This is a genomic window from Streptomyces sp. NBC_01707 (genome assembly GCF_041438805.1).
Taxonomy (GTDB): Bacteria; Actinomycetota; Actinomycetes; order Streptomycetales; family Streptomycetaceae; genus Streptomyces.
On record NZ_CP109190.1, the window covers coordinates 7,737,430 to 7,755,657 of the forward strand.

Here is an 18,228-nt window from a genome sequence, read left to right on the forward strand (position 1 = left end):
GGCGGAAGCCTGTGGACAACCGGGGGCCGGGCTGCCCCTGCCGGATCCCCTTGCCGCGCGCTAGAGTCCCCGGCACAGGGACGTTACTGATCGGTAAGGGGAGCGGCTATGCGGCTCGGCATCAATCTCGGTTACTGGGGCGCGGGAATGGACGGCGACAACCTCGCCGTCGCCCAGGAGGCCGACCGGCTCGGCTACGACGTCTGCTGGGCGGCCGAGGCGTACGGCTCCGACGCCCCGACCGTACTGACCTGGGTCGCAGCCCAGACCGAGTCCATCGACGTCGGCTCCGCCATCATGCAGATCCCGGCCCGCCAGCCCGCCATGACGGCGATGACCGCCGCCACCCTCGACTCGCTCTCCGGCGGCAGGTTCCGCCTCGGCCTCGGAGTGTCGGGACCGCAGGTCTCCGAGGGCTGGTACGGCGTCAAGTTCGACAAGCCGCTGGCCCGCACCCGTGAGTACGTGGAGATCGTCCGCCGGGCGATGTCCCGCGAGCGGCTCTCGTACGAGGGCGAGCACTGGACGCTTCCGCTCCCGGACGGCCCGGGCAAGCCCATCAAGCTGACCGTCCATCCGCAGCGCGAGCACATTCCGCTGTACATCGCCGCGATCGGCCCGAAGAACCTGGAGCAGACCGGCGAGATCGCCGACGGTGCGCTGCTGATCTTCCCGTCCGCCGAGCACCTCGAGGACACCGCGGTGAAGCACCTGCGGGCCGGCCGTGAGAAGGCCGGGAAGACCATGGAGGGCTTCGACGTCTGCCCGACGCTGCCGCTGGCCGTCGGTGAGGACATCAACGGGCTCGCCGACATGTTCCGCCCGTACACCGCGCTGTATGTCGGCGGCATGGGCAGTCGCAAGCAGAACTTCTACAACCAGCTCGCCCAGCGCATGGGGTACGAGAAGGAAGCCGCCGAGATCCAGGACAAGTACCTGTCCGGCGACAAGAACGGCGCCGCGGCCGCCGTGCCGCACCAGCTGATCGACCAGACCACACTGCTCGGCTCGGTCGAGCGGATCGCCGAGCGGATGCAGGCGTACGCAGCCGCCGGTGTCACCACGCTGACCCTCGCCCCGGCCGGCTTCACACTCGACGAGCGGCTCGCCGCCCTGCGCGCCGGTACGGACGCCCTGGAGCTGTCCGGCCTCGCGTGACCACCTGAGCGGACAGCACTACGGCCGTGGTGGGGGCTCGGGGGTCTTCCCCGCCACGGCCGTTACGCAGCACAACGCGCCACGCCGTCATCGGTTACGCTCCGCCCGTTCGGCCCCGTCGAACCGGACTCCGGTTGCCGACTTCTCCGTACCGCACTTGACTTTCCTTCTGCGGTCACCGGCACGGAGGCGCCAGCGATGCTCTCGGCAAAGAACCTGTTCCAGGAGATCCTCGACAACGACGAGTCCTTCCGGCTCTTCTGCTCCATCGCCGCCGGCGGAGAGTCCCAGGGCGGCTGGGAGAACGGCCGCATCGCGGCCCTCGCTCCCGAGAGCCAGCGCACCCTGGTCCCCAAGATCGCCCGGCACGGCGCCGACGAGGACAAGCACGGCCGGATCTTCAACGCCTTGCTGAAGCGGCGCGGCCTGCAGCCGGTCGAGGTGCCGTACGAGACCGACTACACGATGCTCCTGGAGCAGCACGGCATCGGCCTCGCCCACGAGCAGCTGAAGTGTGACCGACCGCTCACCGAGCAGGACATCATCACGTATCTCGCGCACAGCAGAGTCACCGAGCAGCGCGCCTCCGAACAGATGGCACTGCTCCTCAGGTACTTCGCCGACCATCCCGACCTGGGCCGCGCGGTGAAGATGATCTCGAACGACGAGGACAACCATCTGTCCTACTGCCACGAGGAGTTGCTCCGGCTGGCCCGGTCCGGACACGGCCGGACGATCCAGCGCATCCTGCGGGAGTGCGCGCTGACCGAGATCCGGGTGTACCGCGACGTCAGCCTCGCCGTGATGGACCACATGGGGCGCATCCTGGGCTGGCCCAAGGCCAAGGCGGGGGTGCTGGCCGCCGCGATCCGCGGCCTCTACGTGTACGAACGCCTCGTCGGCTGGCGGCGCATGGTCAGCCTGGCACCGCCCGAGCGGCCCGACGCGCTCGGCGGCCCGCCGGTCCCGGCGCCCGAGTACGCCTGAGCCGCGCAGTCGGGCCGTCCGTCCGCGTCGTGGGCTCCGCCGTCCCCTCAGAGCCAGCCGCGGCGCTTGAACATGCGGTACAGGCCGAAGACCGCACAGCCCATCAGCACGATCACCGTCGGATACGTCCACACCCAGTGCAGCTCGGGCATGTGGTCGAAGTTCATGCCGTAGATCCCCGCCACCATGGTCGGAACGGCAGCCATGGCCGCCCAGGCCGAGATCTTCCGCATGTCGTCGTTCTGCCGCAGCCCCGTCTGCGCCAGATGCGCGGCCAGGATGTCGGAGAGCAGCCGGTCCAGCCCCTCCACATGCTCGTTGGCGCGCGTCAGATGGTCGCTCACGTCCCGGAAGAACGGCTGCGAGTGCTCGTCGACGAACGGCACACTGGCGCCCGCCAGCCGGCCCATGGGCGCGCTCAGCGGGCCGGTGGCCCGACGGAACTCCAGCACCTGCCGCTTGAAGGTGTAGATGCGCGACGCGGTGTTCTTGGTGTCCACGCTGCCGCTCGGTGCGAACACCTCGGTCTCCAGCTCCTCCAGGTCGACCTGGAGCTCGGCCGCCACATGTATGTAGTGGTCGACGACCGCGTCGCTGACCGCGTACAGCACCGCGGTCGGACCGTGCCTGAGCACCTCCGGTTCGGCCTCCAGCCGGCGGCGTACCTCGGCGAGCGGCGCACTCTCGCCGTGCCGGACCGTCACGACGAACGAATCGCCTATGAAGAGCATCAGCTCGTCGGTGGTCACCGTGTCGCCCTCCGGCTCGTACACCACCGGCTTGATGACCACGAAGAGGGAGTCGTCGTACACCTCCAGCTTGGGCCGCTGGTGCGCGCACAGCGCGTCCTCCACGGCCAGCGGGTGCAGCCCGAACTCGCTGCTGACGAGGTCGAACTCCTTCTCCGTGGGCTCGTGCAGTCCGATCCAGAGAAAGGCGTCCCCGGTGGCCCGTGCCTCGTCGAGGGCATCCGAGAAATCGGCGGGTCCGTCGGTACGACGCCCGTCCCGGTAGATGGCACAGTCCACAATCACGGCGCGCATTCTTCCCTGCTCCGGGCCCTGGCGCACCTTTCGGGGAACGTCGGCCTACGCTGGCCGGTATGCCGACCCTGATCCTCGTACGCCACGGACGCTCCACCGCCAACACGGCCGGGGTGCTCGCGGGCCGGACCCCCGGTGTCGCGCTCGACGAGCGCGGCGCCGCGCAGGCCGCCGCGCTGCCCGGGCGACTCGCCTCGCTGACCCTCGCCGCCGTCGTCAGCAGCCCCCTGCAGCGGTGCCGGGAGACACTGCAGCCGCTGCTCGACGCCCGGCCCGCGCTGCCGCTGCACACCGACGAGCGGATCAGCGAGTGCGACTACGGCGACTGGTCGGGGCGCAAGCTGGCGGAACTCACCGACGAGCCGCTGATGTCCGTCGTGCAGCAGCACCCCTCGGCCGCGGCGTTCCCCGGCGGGGAGTCGATGCGCGCCATGCAGGCACGTGCCGTCGACGCGGTACGGGACTGGAACGCCCGGATCGAGGCCGAGCACGGCGACGGAGCCGTGTACGTCATGTGCTCGCACGGCGACATCATCAAGTCCCTCGTCGCCGACGCACTCGGGATGCACCTCGATCTCTTCCAGCGGATCCAGGCCGAACCCTGCTCGGTCACCGCGATCCGGTACACCCGGCTGCGGCCCTTCCTGCTGCGGCTCGGCGACACAGGGGACTTCGCCTCGCTGGAGCCACGCGAACAGAGCGCAGGCACCGATGCGGATACGGATGCGACGGTCGGGGGCGGCGCTGGGGCGCCGTGATCGCTTCGCGCAGTAGGGTGGACGCGCCGTAGGCGCCTCTCCGGGGGACCGACTTCCCGGAACCCCGGCCGCCCCTCATTTGCCGTCAATACTCAAGGGAGACAGGACGTGTCCCGTCAGGTGTTCCTCTACGACCCCCCGGACCGTTTCGTGGCCGGTACGGTCGGGCTGCCTGGACGTCGTACGTTCTTCCTGCAGGCCTCCTCAGGCGGACGTGTCACCAGCGTGGCCCTGGAGAAGACCCAGGTCGCCGCGCTCGCCGAACGGATCGACGAGCTCCTCGACGAGGTGGTGCGGCGGACCGGAGGGAACTCACCGGTGCCCGCGGTGGCACCGATGGATGTCACCGACACCGCGCCGCTCGACGTGCCCGTCGAGGAGGAGTTCCGGGTCGGCACCATGGCACTCGCCTGGGACGGCGAGGAGCAGCGCATGATCGTCGAGGCGCAGGCCCTGGTCGAGCTGGACGCGGACTCCGACGACGATCTCGCGGAGGCCGAGGAGCGGATGCTCCAGGACGAGGAGAACGGTCCGCCGATGCTCCGGGTCCGGCTCAGCGGCGCGCAGGCCCGCGCGTTCGCCAAGCGAGCCCTGGACGTCGTCAACGCCGGCCGTCCGCCGTGCCCGCTGTGCAGCCTGCCGCTCGACCCGGAAGGACATGTATGCCCGCGCCAGAACGGATACCGCCGGGGAGCCTGACGGACGCCGAGCTGGTCAACCTGCTCACCAAGGGCCAGCTCACCGTCCTCGGTCAGGTCCGGGGGGCGTCCAACGCGGTGCTCTACTGCACCGTCGCGTACGAGGGCGAGGAGCGGACCTGCGTCTACAAGCCCGTCGCCGGGGAACAGCCGCTGTGGGACTTCCCCGACGGCACGCTCGCCCAGCGGGAGGTGGCCGCGTACGAGGTCTCCGAGGCGATGGGGTGGGGGCTGGTGCCGCCGACCGTGCTGAGGGACGGGCCGTACGGGGAGGGCATGTGCCAGCTGTGGATCGAGGCGCCTGCCGGGGAATCGGCGGACGGTGACTCACCGCTGCTGGCGCTCGTCGAGGACGAGGAGCCTGGGGACGGGTGGAAGCCCGTCGCTCTCGCCGAGGTGGGCGAGGGGAAGACGGCCCTGCTGGTGCACGCGGACGATCCGCGGCTGCGGAGGCTCGCGGTGCTCGACGCGGTGATCAACAACGGTGACCGCAAGGGCGGCCACCTGCTGCCCGCGCCCGGCGGCCGGCTGTACGGCATCGACCACGGTGTGACATTCAACGCGGACGACAAGCTGCGGACGCTGCTGTGGGGGTGGGCGGGCGAGCCGTTGACGGCCGAAGCCGTCGAGGTGCTGGGGCGGTTGGCGGAGGAACTCGCGCCGGGGGCGGCACTGGTCACTCGACTGGCGGAGCTGATCACCGCGGTGGAGATCGACGCGTTGCGGGGGAGAGTGGAAGGGCTGCGGGTGGCGGGGCGGCATCCGGAGCCGAGTGGGGGGTGGCCGTCCATACCGTGGCCGCCGGTGTGACGGACGAGACATTGTTCTGCCCTCACCCGTCCCTCCCCTGAACCGGGGCTCAGCCATGGACCCTGGTGTCCTCAAGCGCCGTACGGGCTTGGCTCTTCGGGGGATCCACCCCGGACCCCGCCCCTCGGTCCGAGCGCCGGAGGGGCCGCACGGGACTGGCTGGAATTGACGGTCGGGCGGAAACGGCCGCATCGAACGTGTCCGCCGATCGAGGACTTCTTTTTCGTCCCGCCCGGCGTCCGAGGGCGTCTTCCAGGGGCTTTGAGGCCGTGCCCCGCTTCGGGAAAGGGGCGGCGCGAGGAGGACACATCCGCCACGCGCAAGACCGCCTCTCCGGCCAGGATCGCGTATCCGGTTCGTATCCGGAAGCAACGTCCGGTTACGCTCATGACATGCATGCCTGGCCCGCTTCTGAGGTCCCCGCCCTGCCTGGCAAGGGCCGCGACCTTCGGATCCACGACACCGCGACCGGCGGACGGATCACTCTTGACCCCGGTCCCGTCGCCCGCATCTACGTCTGCGGCATCACGCCGTACGACGCGACCCACATGGGTCATGCGGCGACCTACAACGCGTTCGACCTCGTTCAGCGCGTGTGGCTCGACACCAAGCGGCAGGTTCACTATGTCCAGAATGTGACTGACGTGGACGATCCGCTGCTGGAGCGGGCCGTGCGCGACGGTCAGGACTGGACCGAGCTCGCCGAACGCGAGACGGCCCTCTTCCGCGAGGACATGACCGCCCTGCGCATGCTTCCGCCGGAGCACTACATCGGCGCGGTGGAGGCGATACCCGGCATCGTCCCGCTCGTCGAACGCCTCCGGGACGCCGGCGCCGCCTACGAGCTCGACGGAGATGTGTACTTCTCCGTCGAGGCCGACCCGCACTTCGGCGAGGTGTCCAACCTGGACGCCGAGGCGATGCGGCTGCTCTCCGCGGAGCGCGGTGGCGACCCGGAGCGCCCGGGCAAGAAGAACCCGCTCGACCCGATGCTGTGGATGGCCGCCCGCGAGGGCGAGCCGAGCTGGGACGGTGCCTCGCTCGGCCCGGGCCGGCCCGGCTGGCACATCGAGTGCGTGGCCATCGCCCTGGACCACCTCGGCATGGGCTTCGACGTCCAGGGAGGCGGGTCCGACCTCGCCTTCCCGCACCACGAGATGGGCGCCTCGCACGCCCAGGTGCTGACCGGCGAGCACCCGTTCGCAAAGGCGTACGTGCACGCCGGGATGGTGGCCCTGGACGGCGAGAAGATGTCGAAGTCCCGGGGCAACCTGGTCTTCGTGTCGGCGCTGCGCCGGGACGGCGTGGACCCGGCCGCGATCCGGCTGGCCCTCCTCTCGCACCACTACCGGTCGGACTGGGAGTGGACCGATCAGGTGCTCGCCGACGCCGTCGAGCGGCTCGGACGGTGGCGTTCCGCCGTCTCCCGGCCCGACGGACCGTCCGCCGACGCCCTGGTCGAGGAGGTCCGCGAGGCCCTCGCCGACGACCTGGACGCCCCGGCCGCCCTGGCGGCCGTGGACCGCTGGGCCGAGCGTCAGAACGCCGAGGGCGGTGCGGACGAGGGTGCACCCGGTCTCGTCTCGCGTACCGTCGACGCGCTGCTGGGTGTCGCGCTCTAACACGTTGTAACGACCCGTCTGTTTCCGTCCGGTGACCGGCCTTGGACTTCTCCACGAAGTTCGGGGCCGGTTCTGTTTTGTCCATGGTCAAATGCTCGAGACTGCGCTAAAAGCGCTCTATGCAATCATCAACGCGCATCAGAGTGGCAGCAGTTGCAGCTCTGCTGGGACTGGTCGCCGTCTTCGCGGGGCCCGGCAGCGCACAGGCGGAGTCGGCCGAGCCCGACGCCACGACGGTCGGTGATGTCACCGGCTTCCACGCCGACGGGCCCGTCTACCACCTCGAAGCCGGCACGGCCGAGGCCCGCGTGAGCTTCGTCTCCACCGAGACCTTCCGTATCGAACTGGCCCCGGACGGTACGTTCGCCGACCCGACCGGCGACGACATAGTCCTGCCGCAGGGCGCCCCGCCGCACACCCGGTGGAAGGAGAGGAGCGACCGCTACGAACTCTCCACCGGCAGCATCACCCTGCGCGCCTACAAGTCGCCGCTGCGCTTCGAACTCCGGCGGGCCGACGGCAGCCTCGTCTGGTCCGAGGCCAAGGGGCTGAGCTGGGACGGGACGCGGACCACCCAGACCCTGGCCCGCGGCGCCGACGAGCAGTTCTACGGCGCCGGGATGCAGAACGGCCGCGGCAACACCTCGCACCGCGGCCAGACCGTCGAGGTCGGCGTCGACTACAACTGGGACGACGGGGGCCACCCCAACTCCGTGCCGTTCTACCTCTCCTCGGCCGGATACGGCGTCTTCCGCAACACGTACGCACCCAACACCTACGCGTTCACCGACCCGGTGACCACCAGCGCGCAGGAACAGCGCTTCGACGCCTACTACTTCGCCGGCGACGGTGCCAAGGACGTCATCGGCCAGTACACGAAGCTCACCGGCAAGCCCTTCCTGCCGCCCGTGTACGGAATGGAGATCGGCGACGCCGACTGCTATCTGCACAACGCCAACCGTGGCGAGCGCCGCACCCTGGACGCCCTGAAGATCGCCGACGGTTACGTCGAGCACGACATGCCGAACGGCTGGATGCTCGTCAACGACGGCTACGGCTGCGGTTACGAGGACCTCGCCGAGACCGCCAAGGGCCTCCAGGACCGTGGCATGCAGCTCGGACTGTGGACCGAGGACGGCATCGACAAGATCGCCGACCAGGTCAAGGCAGGGCAGCGGGTGGCCAAGCTCGACGTCGCATGGGTCGGCTCGGGCTACAAGTTCGCTCTCGACGGCTGCAAGGACGCGTACAAGGGCATCGAGGACAACAGCGACGCCCGCGGCTTCACCTACGCTCCCGAGAGCTGGTCGGGGGCGCAGCGCTGCGGCGTCCAGTGGTCCGGTGACCAGTACGGCACCTGGGACTACATCCGCTGGCAGATCCCGACCTACGCGGGGGCCACGATGTCCGGCCTCGCCTACACGACCGGCGACGTGGACGGCATCTTCGGCGGCAGCGCCAAGACGTACACCCGTGACCTGCAGTGGAAGATGTTCCTCGGCACCACGATGACGATGGACGGCTGGGCGGCCAGCGACAAGCAGCCCTACCGGTACGGCGAGCCGTACACCACCATCAACCGCGACTACCTCAAGCTCAAGGAGTCGCTGCTGCCGTACCAGTACTCGTACGCACACGAGGCGACCAAGACCGGCGTCGGCATGGTCCGCCCGCTCGTCCTCGAGTACCCGGACGACCCCAAGGCGGCGACGGACGCGGCGAAGTACGAGTTCATGTCCGGCGAGGACTTCCTCGTCGCACCCGTCTACCAGGACAGCACCCGGCGCGACGGGATCTATCTGCCGAAGGGCACCTGGATCGACTACTGGAGCGGCCGGACGTACGAGGGGCCGACCACCGTCGACCACTACAGTGCCCCGCTCGACACCCTGCCGCTCTTCGTGAAGGCCGGTGCCAGCGTGCCGATGTGGCCGGGCATCCGCTCGTACCAGGACCGCACGAGCGACTCCCCGCTGGCCTGGGACATCTACCCGCAGGGCAGGTCCTCCTTCACGCTGTACGAGGACGACGGCGTCACCCGCCGGCACCGCGACGGCCAGTACGCCACCCAGCGGGCGGACGTCGACGCACCCGTCCGGGGTTCGGGCGACATCACTGTGAACATCGGTGAGAGCAAGGGGCACTTCACCGGCAAGCAGAGCCGGCGACCGTACGAGTTCAGCGTGCACACCGGGTCGGCACCGAGGTCCGTCGAGCTGAACGGCACACTGCCCCGGTTGGGCTCCGCGGCCGCGTACCGGACCGCCAAGCAGGGCTGGTGGTACGACCAGGACGACCGCGGTGGCGTGGTGAAGATCAAGACCGCGCCGCTGAGCACGGACCGGAAGTTCAGCCTGAGGCTGAAGGGAACCAGCGCCGTCGGCGGCAGGAAGGCGTCCACCACGGCCGTCGTCTCCGCGCCGGACGCGCAGGAGGTCGGGGCGGGAGTCGAGGGCACCGTAGCCGTCGATGTCACCGCGGGCAGCGCCGATGTGACGGACGCGGCGGTCACCCTGGACGTCCCCGAGGGGTGGCAGGTCACCCCGGCGAAGACCGTGGACCGGATCCCGGCGGGAACCACCCGGCGGGTCGAGGTGGCGGTCACTCCGGCCAAGGACGCCGTGGCCGGGGAGGCCCGGATCACCGCGCTCGCTCGCTACCGGGCGGCGGGTGAAGCCCGTACCACCGTTCAGCGGTTCGCGGCCGGGGTGATGCCTCAGCCCCCGACCGCCGACACCTGGGCGAGCGATCTGGTCTGGCTGAAGTCGACCAACGGCTACGGGCCGGCCGAGCGCGACCGCAGCAACGGCGAGTCGGGTGCGACCGACGGGCACACCCTCACCCTTGCCGGGAAGACCTACGAGAAGGGGATCGGTTCTCATGCCGACTCCGACATCGAGGTCTATCTCGGCGGGCGCTGCACCACGTTCACCGCCGACGCGGGGATCGACGACGAGATCAACGGCTACGGCGAAGTGGCCTTCTCCGTCGAGGCGGACGGCAAGGTGCTGTGGACGTCGCCGAAGGTGACCGGGGCGTCGGCGACCGTGCCGGTCGAGGTGGACGTCGCCGGTGCGCGCCATGTGCACCTGAAGGTCACCGACACCAACGGTTCCAAGACGGGTGACCACGGGGACTGGGCCGCGGCGCGGTTCAGCTGTTCCTGACAGCAGGAGCGCCGGGCGGGTCACACCCGCCCGGCGCTCGGCCGGTCGCGACGCACTGCCGTACCGTCCTCAGTCCTCCGATGAATCCGGCGAACCCGATGAGTCCTCGGGACCGGAACCGGTGTCGTCGTCGGAGGGCCTGTCCTGAGCGGACTCGCCCGTGGCTCCCTGCGGCGGTCCCGGCTCCGGCTTCGGCGGCTTCGGCGGTCTGGTCCGCCCGCTCGACGTGTCGCGCAGGTATGAGGCGTCACCGCTCTCGGTGGCATGCCCGCCGGGCGCGACGTCCCGGCGCCGCAGATAACGCTCGAACTCCCGGGCGATGGCCTCGCCCGACGCTTCGGGAAGCTCCGCGGTGTCCCTGGCCTCCTCCAGCGTCTGCACGTACTCGGCCACTTCGCTGTCCTCGGCGGCCAGTTGGTCGACCCCGAGCTGCCAGGCACGCGCGTCCTCGGGCAGTTCGCCCAGCGGGATGCGCAGCCCGATCAGGTCCTCCAGACGGTTCAGCAGCGCCATGGTCGCCTTCGGGTTCGGCGGTTGCGACACATAGTGCGGCACCGCCGCCCACAGGCTCACCGCGGGCACGCCGGCATGCGTGCAGGCCTCCTGGAGGATGCCGACGATGCCCGTCGGGCCCTCGTACCGGGTCTCCTCCAGGTCCATGGTGCGCGCCAGGTCCGGATCGGACGTGACCCCGCTGACCGGTACGGGGCGGGTGTGCGGTGTGTCGCCGAGCAGTGCGCCGAGGACCACCACCATCTCCACGCCCAGCTCATGGGCGAAGCCCAGGAGCTCGTTGCAGAACGAGCGCCAGCGCATCGACGGCTCGATACCGCGGACCAGGACGAGATCGCGGGGTTTGTCCCCGCCGACGCGGACCACGGAGAGCCGGGTGGTCGGCCAGGTGATCTTGCGTACCCCGCCGTCCAGCCACACCGTCGGCCGGTTGACCTGGAAGTCGTAGTAGTCCTCGGCGTCGAGCGCCGCGAACACCTCGCCCTTCCACTCCCGGTCCAGGTGCGCGACCGCTGTGGAAGCGGCGTCACCTGCGTCGTTCCATCCCTCGAACGCGGCCACCATGACCGGGTCGATCAGCTCGGGAACCCCCTCGAGCTCGATCACCCAGGCCTCCTTCCGAAGTTCCCTTGCGTACGCACCAACCTTACGGCTTCCGGCCTCTCCCGCCGCAGCCCCTGTGCACGGCCGGGTGAACCCGGCCCCACGAGGTGCATCACCGGTTCAACCAGGGCATCTGTTTCCGAATACATCCGAGCTGTGTCGCGGGGATTTCGTCTCAACTCTGGACGTTGGGGCTGTCGCACCGCTATACATCGGATGACCAGAACAGAGGTCCGATGTTATTCCCCTGGGGGCGCACATGAGTCAGACCGTCACGGACTTCGAGGTCCACGACATCCGCTTTCCGACCTCGGAGCAACTGGACGGCTCGGACGCCATGAACCCCGATCCCGACTACTCCGCCGCCTACGTCGTCCTGCGCACCGATACCCCGCTCGGCTCGGAGGCGGACGGAACCGTCATCGAGGGCCATGGCTTCTGCTTCACCATCGGACGCGGCAACGAGGTCATGGCAGCCGCCATCGAAGCGATGCGCCCGTATGTGATCGGGCGCGCGGCCCCCCGTACCGCGGCCGATCTCGGCGCGCTGTACCGCGAGCTCACCCATGACTCGCAACTGCGGTGGCTCGGCCCCGAGAAGGGCGTGATGCACATGGCGGCAGGCGCGGTCGTCAACGCGGCCTGGGACCTGGCCGCCAAGCAGGCGGGCCGACCCGTCTGGCAGTTCCTCTCCGAGATGACGCCGCAGGAGCTCGTCTCCCTCATCGACTTCCGCTATCTCACCGACGTCCTCACCCCCGACGAGGCACTCGAGATCCTGCAGGCCGCCGAACCGGGCCGCGCCGAACGTGCCGAACGGCTGCGCGCCGAGGGCTACCCCGCGTACACCACCTCACCGGGCTGGCTCGGCTACTCCGACGACAAGCTGGTCCGGCTCGCGAAGGAGGCCGTCGCCGACGGGTTCACCCAGATCAAGCTGAAGGTCGGCGGAGACCTCGGCGACGACATCCGCAGACTCGCCCTGGCCCGCGAGGCCGTCGGACCCGACATCAGGATCGCCGTCGACGCCAACCAGCGGTGGGACGTCGCCGACGCGGTGGAGTGGATGACCGCGCTCGCGCCGTACGACCCGCACTGGATCGAGGAACCGACCAGCCCCGACGACATCCTCGGCCACGCCGCCGTACGGGCCGGCCAGCCGATCAAGGTCGCCACCGGTGAACACGTCGCCAACCGCGTCGTGTTCAAGCAGCTGCTCCAGGCCGGCGCGGTCGACTTCGTCCAGATCGACGCCGCGCGAGTGGCGGGCGTCAACGAGAACCTGGCGATCCTGCTGCTCGCCGCCAAGTTCGGCGTGCCGGTCTGCCCGCACGCGGGCGGCGTCGGACTGTGCGAGCTGGTGCAGCACCTGTCGATGTTCGACTATGTGGCCGTCTCCGGCAGCTGGGAGAACCGCGTCATCGAGTACGTCGACCATCTCCACGAACACTTCGCCGACCCCACCGTGATCGAAGCGGGGCGCTACGTCGCCCCGCGCGCCCCGGGCTTCTCCGCCCGGATGCTCCCCGCCTCGATCTCCGCACACCGCTACCCGGAGGGCCCCGTATGGCAGGCCCGCCGCACGCCTGAGGAGGCCGACCGATGACCGGTACAAGGGACTTCGAGGGGATGTCCGCCCTGGTGACGGGCGGCGCCTCCGGTATCGGGGCCGCCGTCGCGACCCTGCTGCTGGAGCGCGGCGCGCACGTCGCCGTACTCGACCGGGAGACCGCCGGCGCCCCCGCGGGCACGTTCGCCCTCAAGGCGGACGTCACCGACGACGACGCCGTACGCGAGGCGGTGGACCGGGCCGCCGCCGAACTGGGTGGTCTGCACACCCTGGTCTCCAACGCGGGCATCGGCTCCATCGGCACCGTCGAGGACAACGACGACGACGAGTGGACCCGCGTCCTGGACATCAACGTCCTCGGCATGGTCCGCACCGCCCGGCACGCCCTGCCCCATCTGCGGCGCGCGGCGGCCGACCGCCCCGGCTCCGTCTCCATCACCCAGACCTGCTCCATCGCGGCGACCGCCGGGCTGCCGCAGCGCGCCCTGTACAGCGCCAGCAAGGGCGCGGTCCTGTCGCTGACCCTCGCCATGGCCGCCGACCATGTCCGCGAAGGAGTCCGCGTCAACTGCGTCAACCCCGGCACCGCGGACACCCCGTGGATCGGCCGGCTCCTCGGTCAGGCCGGCGACCCGGCAGCCGAGCGCGCCGCCCTCAACGCCCGGCAGCCGCTGGGACGGCTGGTGTCGGCCGACGAGGTGGCCGCCGCGATCGTCTACCTGGCGAGCCCGGCCGCCGCCTCGGTCACCGGCACGGCACTCGCCGTCGACGGCGGCATGCAGGGCCTGCGACTTCGGCCCGCCGCCGACTGACCCCGCTCCAGCGCCCCTTGAGCCCCACGCACCAGTCTTTGCCAACCCAGCACCGAGCCGGTACTCCACAAAGGACGGGACACCAATGAGAGTGCGTACGACAAGTGCGGCAGTCTGCGCCGTACTGCTGGCCGTCACTGCCCTCGCGGGCTGCAACCGCGAGTCCACCGACGACGGCGCCGGCGCCGGGAAGGTCGGCATCGACCTGCCGCGCAGCGACAGCGACTTCTGGAACTCGTACCAGAGCTACATCGAGAAGGGCGTCAAGGCGGGCGACGTCAAGGCACTGCCCCTGACCAACTCCCAGAACGACATAGGCAAGCTCGTCGCCAACGTCCAGACCTTCACCGACCAGGGCGCCAAGGCCGTGGTGATGGCCCCGCAGGACACCGGCGCCATCGCCGAGTCGCTGAACACGCTGAACGACAAGAAGATCCCGGTCGTCAGTGTCGACACCCGCCCCGACAAGGGCAACGTCTACATGGTGGTGCGTGCCGACAACAAGGCGTACGGCACCAACGCCTGCAAGTACCTCGGCGAGCAGCTGAAGGGCAAGGGCAAGGTCGTCGAGTTCCAGGGCGACCTGTCCTCGATCAACGGCCGCGACCGGTCCCAGGCCTTCAAGTCCTGCATGGACAAGGACTACCCGGGCATCAAGGTCTTCGAGCTGGCCACCGACTGGAAGGGCGACGTGGCGTCCGCCAAACTCCAGTCGACGCTCGCCGCGCACCCCGACATCAACGGCATCTACATGCAGGCCGGCGGCGTCTTCCTGCAGCCCACGCTCGCGCTCCTGGAGCAGAAGAAACTGCTGAAGCCGGCCGGTACGGCGGGTCACATCACGATCATCTCGAACGACGGCATCCCGGAGGAGTTCGACGCCATCAGGTCGGGCAAGATCGACGCGACGATCTCCCAGCCCGCCGACCTGTACGCGAAGTACGCCCTGTACTACGCCAAGGCGGCCCTGGACGGCAAGACCTTCAAGGAAGGCCCGACCGACCACGACTCGAACATCATCAAGATTCCCAATGGTTTCGAGGACCAGCTCCCCGCGCCTCTGGTGACCAAGGAAAACGTGGACGACCCGAAACTGTGGGCCAATCAGCTGGAGAAGAAGAGCTAGCCATGGACCTGGCACCACCACCTGCCGTACAGGCAGAAGGCGTCGTCAAACGCTTCGGGCCCACCGTTGCGCTCGACGGGGTGAAGCTCACCGTGCAGCCCGGTGAGTCGCACGCCCTCGTCGGCCGCAACGGTGCGGGCAAGTCGACGCTGGTCAGCGTCCTGACCGGACTCCACAAGGCGGACGCCGGCACGGTCACGTTCGGCGGGGAGCCCGCGCCCGCCTTCGGGGACACCACGGCCTGGCAGTCGAAGGTCGCATGCGTCTACCAGAAGTCCATGGTCGTCCCCGACCTGACCGTGGCCGAGAACCTCTTCCTCAACCGGTTCGACGACAATGCCCGCTGGATCAGCTGGGGGCGGCTGCGCAAGCGCGCGGAGCAACTCCTCGCCGACTACGGCGTCCAGGTCGACCCCAACACCCGGGCGCGCGATCTCGCCGTCGAGCAGCGGCAGTTCGTCGAGATCGCCCGGGCGTTGTCCTTCGGCGCGCGGCTGATCATCCTCGACGAGCCGACCGCCCAGCTCGACGCCCGGGGCATCGGGCGGCTCTTCGACAAGCTCCGGGAACTGCAGAGCCAGGGAGTGGCGTTCCTCTTCATCTCCCACCATCTGCAGGAGGTGTACGAACTGTGCACGACGGTCACCGTCTACCGCGACGCTCGGCACGTCCTGACCGCCCCGGTCGCCGACGTCGCGAAGGACGAACTGGTGTCGGCGATGACGGGTGAGAAGTCTGGCGGCGCCGTCGCCTGGCATGCGACCGGCACCGCCACGCCGCCCGCCACGTCGGTCCAACCCGTTCTGAGCACCCAAGGGCTCACCCTGGAGGGCTGGTTCGAACCAGTGGACCTCCAGGTGCGCCCCGGTGAGGTGCTCGGCCTGGCCGGTTCCGCCGCCAGCGGCAACACCGCACTGGGCGAGGTGCTGTCGGGCATGCGCAAGGCGGGCGGCGGCACGGTCCGGGTGCACGGTGCGGCCGTGCGCTCGGGAAGTGTGCCGCATGCGCTGGATGCCGGGATCGGCTACATCCCCGAGGACCGGCACGACCAGGGCCTCGTCCTCGGACGCAGCGTCGCCGAGAACGCCACCCTCACGGTCACCGACCAGCTCGGCCCGTGGGGGACCGTACTGCCCTCCCGTACCAGGGAGTTCGCCCGAGCCATGATCAACTCGCTGGACATCAAGACCCAGGGGCCGGAGCAGCCCGTCTCCGGGCTCTCCGGCGGCAACCAGCAGAAGGTGGTGGTCGCCCGCGCGCTGGCTCGCAAGCCCAGTGTGCTGGTGGCGGTCCGGCCCACCGCGGGCGTGGACGTCAAGTCCAAGGACTCGCTCCTCGGGGTCGTACGGCAGGTCGCCGACCAGGGGAACGCCGCAGTGATCATCTCCGACGAGCTGGACGATCTACGGGTCTGCGACCGCGTACTCGCCCTGTTCCACGGACGTGTGGTCGCTACATTCGCAAGCGGGTGGACCGACGGAGAACTCGTCGCCGCCATGGAAGGTGTGGGGGAAAGGGAATGACCGGCACGGTACGGCCCCCGGCGGCCGAAGACATCGAGAGCGCGCTGAAGGGTCCGCTCGCGGGCGACAGCCCGCTGAACCGGCTGAAGCTGATCCGGTGGAGCGATTTCTCCTTGGTGCCGGTGATCCTTGTGCTGATGGTGATCGGGTTCATCGTCTCGCCGGTGTTCCTGTCCTCCGAGAACCTGATCAACGTCATCCAGCAGTCCTCCGAGCTCAGCCTGCTGGTGCTCGCCCAGGCCTTCATCCTGATCTGCGGGCGGATGGACCTGTCGCTGGAGTCGACGATCGGTATCGCGCCGGTCATCGCGCTGTGGCTGGTTCTGCCGGCGGAGGGCGATCGATTCGCAGGCCTGGGAGTGATGCCCGCCTGGACGGCGATCCCGCTCTGTCTGCTGGCCGGAGTCGCGATCGGTGCCTTCAACGGCTTTCTGATGCTGAAGCTGCGCGTCAACGGCTTCATCGCGACGCTCGGCATGCTGATGATGCTGCGCGGTCTCCACATCGGCATCACCGAGGGCAAGTCGATCATCGACGTCCCGGCTTCCTTCAGCTACCTGGGCAAGGCCGCCTGGCTCGGTGCCCCGGCAGCCGTCTGGATCTGCCTGGCGCTGTTCGCCGTCGGAGGCGCGGCGCTGGCCTGGACGCGGCACGGGCGTTCGCTCTACGCGATCGGCGGCAACCCGGAGGCGGCGCGGGCAGCCGGCATCCGAGTCGACCGGATCACCTGGATCGTCCTGGCCATCGGCGGGCTGCTCGCGGCCTTCGCCGGCATTCTCTACACCGGTCACTACGGATCGGTGGGGGCCTCACAGGGTAAAGACATGATCTTCGACGTCATGGCGGCCGCCGTGATCGGCGGAATCGGCCTGAAGGGAGGTCGAGGCACGATATTCGGCGCGCTCACCGGCGTGCTCACCCTTCGGCTGGTCGTCAATGTGATGACCCTGGCCGGTGTTCCGGGCCAGTGGGAGAAGTTCCTCAACGGCGCCATCATCATCATCGCCCTGGCCGCCTCGCGCTACGCGAGCCGCGAGGAACAGGACTGAGGGCCGATCCGCGAACGGCCGGATACGGGAAGGGGCGGGTAGGGGAAGAACACCACTACCCGCCCCTTCCCGCTGCACGCGCCGCTAAAGCGTCGAACGCAGCCACTGCTCCACGCTCGCAACATGCACCGTCGCCCACGACCGCGCCGCCTCCGTGTCCCGGTCCCGCAGCGCCGACAGGATCGCCCGGTGCTCGTGCAGCGTGCGGCTGACCGCGTCCTCCTGCGTCAGGCCGCGCCACACGCGGGCTCGTGTCGTCGGCCCGGAGAGACCGTCGAGCAGGGAGCAGAGCACCGAGTTCCCGGACGACTGCACGATGCCGCGGTGGAACTCCAGATCGCTGGCGACCAGCTCCTCCACCGAGGGCTGCGCGCCGAGCGCGTCCAACTGAGAACTCAGTACGTCGAGTTGGGCCTCGGTGATCCGGGTCGCGGCCATGGCCGTCGCGGCCGGCTCCAGGATCCGGCGGACTGCCAGGAACTCCAGCACCGTGTCGTCGCGGTGGAAGTCCACGACGAAGCTCAGTGCCTCCAGCAGCAACTGAGGGTCGAGGCTGGTGACGTACGTACCGTCGCCCTGCCGGACATCGAGGATACGGATCAGGGAAAGGGCGCGGACCGCCTCGCGCAGCGAGTTGCGGGACAGCCCGAGCTCCGCCGCGAGTTCGCTCTCCTTGGGCAGACGGTCGCCGGGCCGTAGCGCGCCCGAGACGATCATTCCCTTGATCTTCTCGATCGCCTCGTCGGTGACAGCCATGACGGTCCTCCTGGATTCGGGCGGGATCAGACT

General features: G+C 69.5%; 15 protein-coding genes. 12 read left to right on the forward strand and 3 right to left on the reverse strand.

Translation table 11 applies throughout. The features are described from left to right. Positions 1-108 precede the first annotated feature (108 nt). Complete coding sequence (locus tag OG963_RS34670; RefSeq protein ID WP_030918355.1) at positions 109-1,158, forward strand: LLM class F420-dependent oxidoreductase; 1,050 nt, start codon at positions 109-111, stop codon at positions 1,156-1,158. Between the two features lie 198 nt (positions 1,159-1,356). Next, the gene (locus OG963_RS34675) at positions 1,357-2,145 is read left to right on the forward strand and encodes a hypothetical protein (protein WP_093775121.1); all 789 of its coding nucleotides are present in this window, start codon (positions 1,357-1,359) and stop codon (positions 2,143-2,145) included. A 47-nt stretch (positions 2,146-2,192) separates the two neighbouring features. Here OG963_RS34675 and corA read toward each other — a convergent pair whose 3' ends face one another. Continuing rightward, positions 2,193-3,188 carry a magnesium/cobalt transporter CorA gene (corA, locus tag OG963_RS34680; protein ID WP_030918360.1) on the reverse strand — a complete coding sequence of 332 codons (996 nt, stop codon included), beginning with the start codon at positions 3,186-3,188 and terminating at the stop codon, positions 2,193-2,195. A gap of 59 nt (positions 3,189-3,247) precedes the next feature. On the opposite strand from corA, the gene OG963_RS34685 reads away from it, so the two are divergent. The 5 genes from OG963_RS34685 to OG963_RS34705 all read left to right on the forward strand — a co-directional run bounded on the left by OG963_RS34685 (position 3,248) and on the right by OG963_RS34705 (position 10,243). Next, positions 3,248-3,946 carry a histidine phosphatase family protein gene (locus tag OG963_RS34685; RefSeq protein WP_030918363.1) on the forward strand — a complete coding sequence of 233 codons (699 nt, stop codon included), beginning with the start codon at positions 3,248-3,250 and terminating at the stop codon, positions 3,944-3,946. 108 nt (positions 3,947-4,054) lie between these two features. Continuing rightward, positions 4,055-4,645, forward strand: coding sequence for a DUF3090 domain-containing protein (locus OG963_RS34690; protein ID WP_030918365.1), 591 nt, complete (start codon positions 4,055-4,057; stop codon positions 4,643-4,645). Beyond that, on the forward strand, positions 4,609-5,454 hold the full coding sequence (locus OG963_RS34695; protein ID WP_093775123.1) for an SCO1664 family protein: 846 nt from the start codon (positions 4,609-4,611) through the stop codon (positions 5,452-5,454). Before OG963_RS34690 ends, OG963_RS34695 begins: the two co-directional genes overlap by 37 nt. Before the next feature lie 392 nt (positions 5,455-5,846). Next, positions 5,847-7,076, forward strand: a complete 1,230-nt coding sequence (mshC, locus tag OG963_RS34700) for a cysteine--1-D-myo-inosityl 2-amino-2-deoxy-alpha-D-glucopyranoside ligase (RefSeq protein ID WP_093775125.1) — start codon at positions 5,847-5,849, stop codon at positions 7,074-7,076. A gap of 119 nt (positions 7,077-7,195) precedes the next feature. Then, complete coding sequence (locus OG963_RS34705; protein WP_371799805.1) at positions 7,196-10,243, forward strand: NPCBM/NEW2 domain-containing protein; 3,048 nt, start codon at positions 7,196-7,198, stop codon at positions 10,241-10,243. Positions 10,244-10,312: 69 nt separating this feature from the next. On the opposite strand, the gene OG963_RS34710 is transcribed toward OG963_RS34705, so the two are convergent. Then, a complete protein-coding gene (locus OG963_RS34710) occupies positions 10,313-11,362 on the reverse strand; it encodes a PAC2 family protein (RefSeq protein ID WP_030918375.1) in 1,050 nt (349 codons plus the stop codon). A gap of 256 nt (positions 11,363-11,618) precedes the next feature. Here OG963_RS34710 and OG963_RS34715 point away from each other — a divergent pair, with 256 nt between their 5' ends. The 5 genes from OG963_RS34715 (at position 11,619) to OG963_RS34735 (ending at position 17,439) form a co-directional block, all read left to right on the forward strand. Further along, the gene (locus tag OG963_RS34715) at positions 11,619-12,965 is read left to right on the forward strand and encodes an L-fuconate dehydratase (RefSeq protein WP_093775130.1); all 1,347 of its coding nucleotides are present in this window, start codon (positions 11,619-11,621) and stop codon (positions 12,963-12,965) included. Continuing rightward, entirely contained in the window at positions 12,962-13,741 is a 780-nt protein-coding gene (locus tag OG963_RS34720; protein ID WP_093775132.1) for an SDR family NAD(P)-dependent oxidoreductase, read from the forward strand. Before OG963_RS34715 ends, OG963_RS34720 begins: the two co-directional genes overlap by 4 nt. Positions 13,742-13,826: 85 nt before the next feature. Beyond that, a complete protein-coding gene (locus OG963_RS34725; protein ID WP_371799806.1) occupies positions 13,827-14,867 on the forward strand; it encodes a sugar ABC transporter substrate-binding protein in 1,041 nt (346 codons plus the stop codon). Between the two features lie 2 nt (positions 14,868-14,869). Then, positions 14,870-16,390, forward strand: a complete 1,521-nt coding sequence (locus tag OG963_RS34730; RefSeq protein ID WP_093775136.1) for a sugar ABC transporter ATP-binding protein — start codon at positions 14,870-14,872, stop codon at positions 16,388-16,390. Then, positions 16,387-17,439: an ABC transporter permease gene (locus OG963_RS34735; protein ID WP_093775138.1), complete on the forward strand. Its 1,053-nt coding sequence runs from the start codon at positions 16,387-16,389 to the stop codon at positions 17,437-17,439. Before OG963_RS34730 ends, OG963_RS34735 begins: the two co-directional genes overlap by 4 nt. Positions 17,440-17,523: 84 nt before the next feature. Here OG963_RS34735 and OG963_RS34740 read toward each other — a convergent pair whose 3' ends face one another. Continuing rightward, positions 17,524-18,195 carry a FadR/GntR family transcriptional regulator gene (locus OG963_RS34740; RefSeq protein ID WP_030918392.1) on the reverse strand — a complete coding sequence of 224 codons (672 nt, stop codon included), beginning with the start codon at positions 18,193-18,195 and terminating at the stop codon, positions 17,524-17,526. Positions 18,196-18,228: the final 33 nt, after the last annotated feature.

Coding starts and splice junctions, on each gene's coding strand:
- OG963_RS34670 (WP_030918355.1), top strand. CDS start 109: ATGCGGCTCGGCATCAATCTCGGTTACTGGGGCGCGGGAATGGACGGC.
- OG963_RS34705 (WP_371799805.1), top strand. CDS start 7,196: ATGCAATCATCAACGCGCATCAGAGTGGCAGCAGTTGCAGCTCTGCTG.
- OG963_RS34695 (WP_093775123.1), top strand. CDS start 4,609: ATGCCCGCGCCAGAACGGATACCGCCGGGGAGCCTGACGGACGCCGAG.
- mshC (WP_093775125.1), top strand. CDS start 5,847: ATGCATGCCTGGCCCGCTTCTGAGGTCCCCGCCCTGCCTGGCAAGGGC.
- OG963_RS34725 (WP_371799806.1), top strand. CDS start 13,827: ATGAGAGTGCGTACGACAAGTGCGGCAGTCTGCGCCGTACTGCTGGCC.
- OG963_RS34675 (WP_093775121.1), top strand. CDS start 1,357: ATGCTCTCGGCAAAGAACCTGTTCCAGGAGATCCTCGACAACGACGAG.
- OG963_RS34740 (WP_030918392.1), bottom strand. CDS start 18,195: ATGGCTGTCACCGACGAGGCGATCGAGAAGATCAAGGGAATGATCGTC.
- OG963_RS34730 (WP_093775136.1), top strand. CDS start 14,870: ATGGACCTGGCACCACCACCTGCCGTACAGGCAGAAGGCGTCGTCAAA.
- OG963_RS34720 (WP_093775132.1), top strand. CDS start 12,962: ATGACCGGTACAAGGGACTTCGAGGGGATGTCCGCCCTGGTGACGGGC.
- corA (WP_030918360.1), bottom strand. CDS start 3,188: ATGCGCGCCGTGATTGTGGACTGTGCCATCTACCGGGACGGGCGTCGT.
- OG963_RS34685 (WP_030918363.1), top strand. CDS start 3,248: ATGCCGACCCTGATCCTCGTACGCCACGGACGCTCCACCGCCAACACG.
- OG963_RS34715 (WP_093775130.1), top strand. CDS start 11,619: ATGAGTCAGACCGTCACGGACTTCGAGGTCCACGACATCCGCTTTCCG.
- OG963_RS34735 (WP_093775138.1), top strand. CDS start 16,387: ATGACCGGCACGGTACGGCCCCCGGCGGCCGAAGACATCGAGAGCGCG.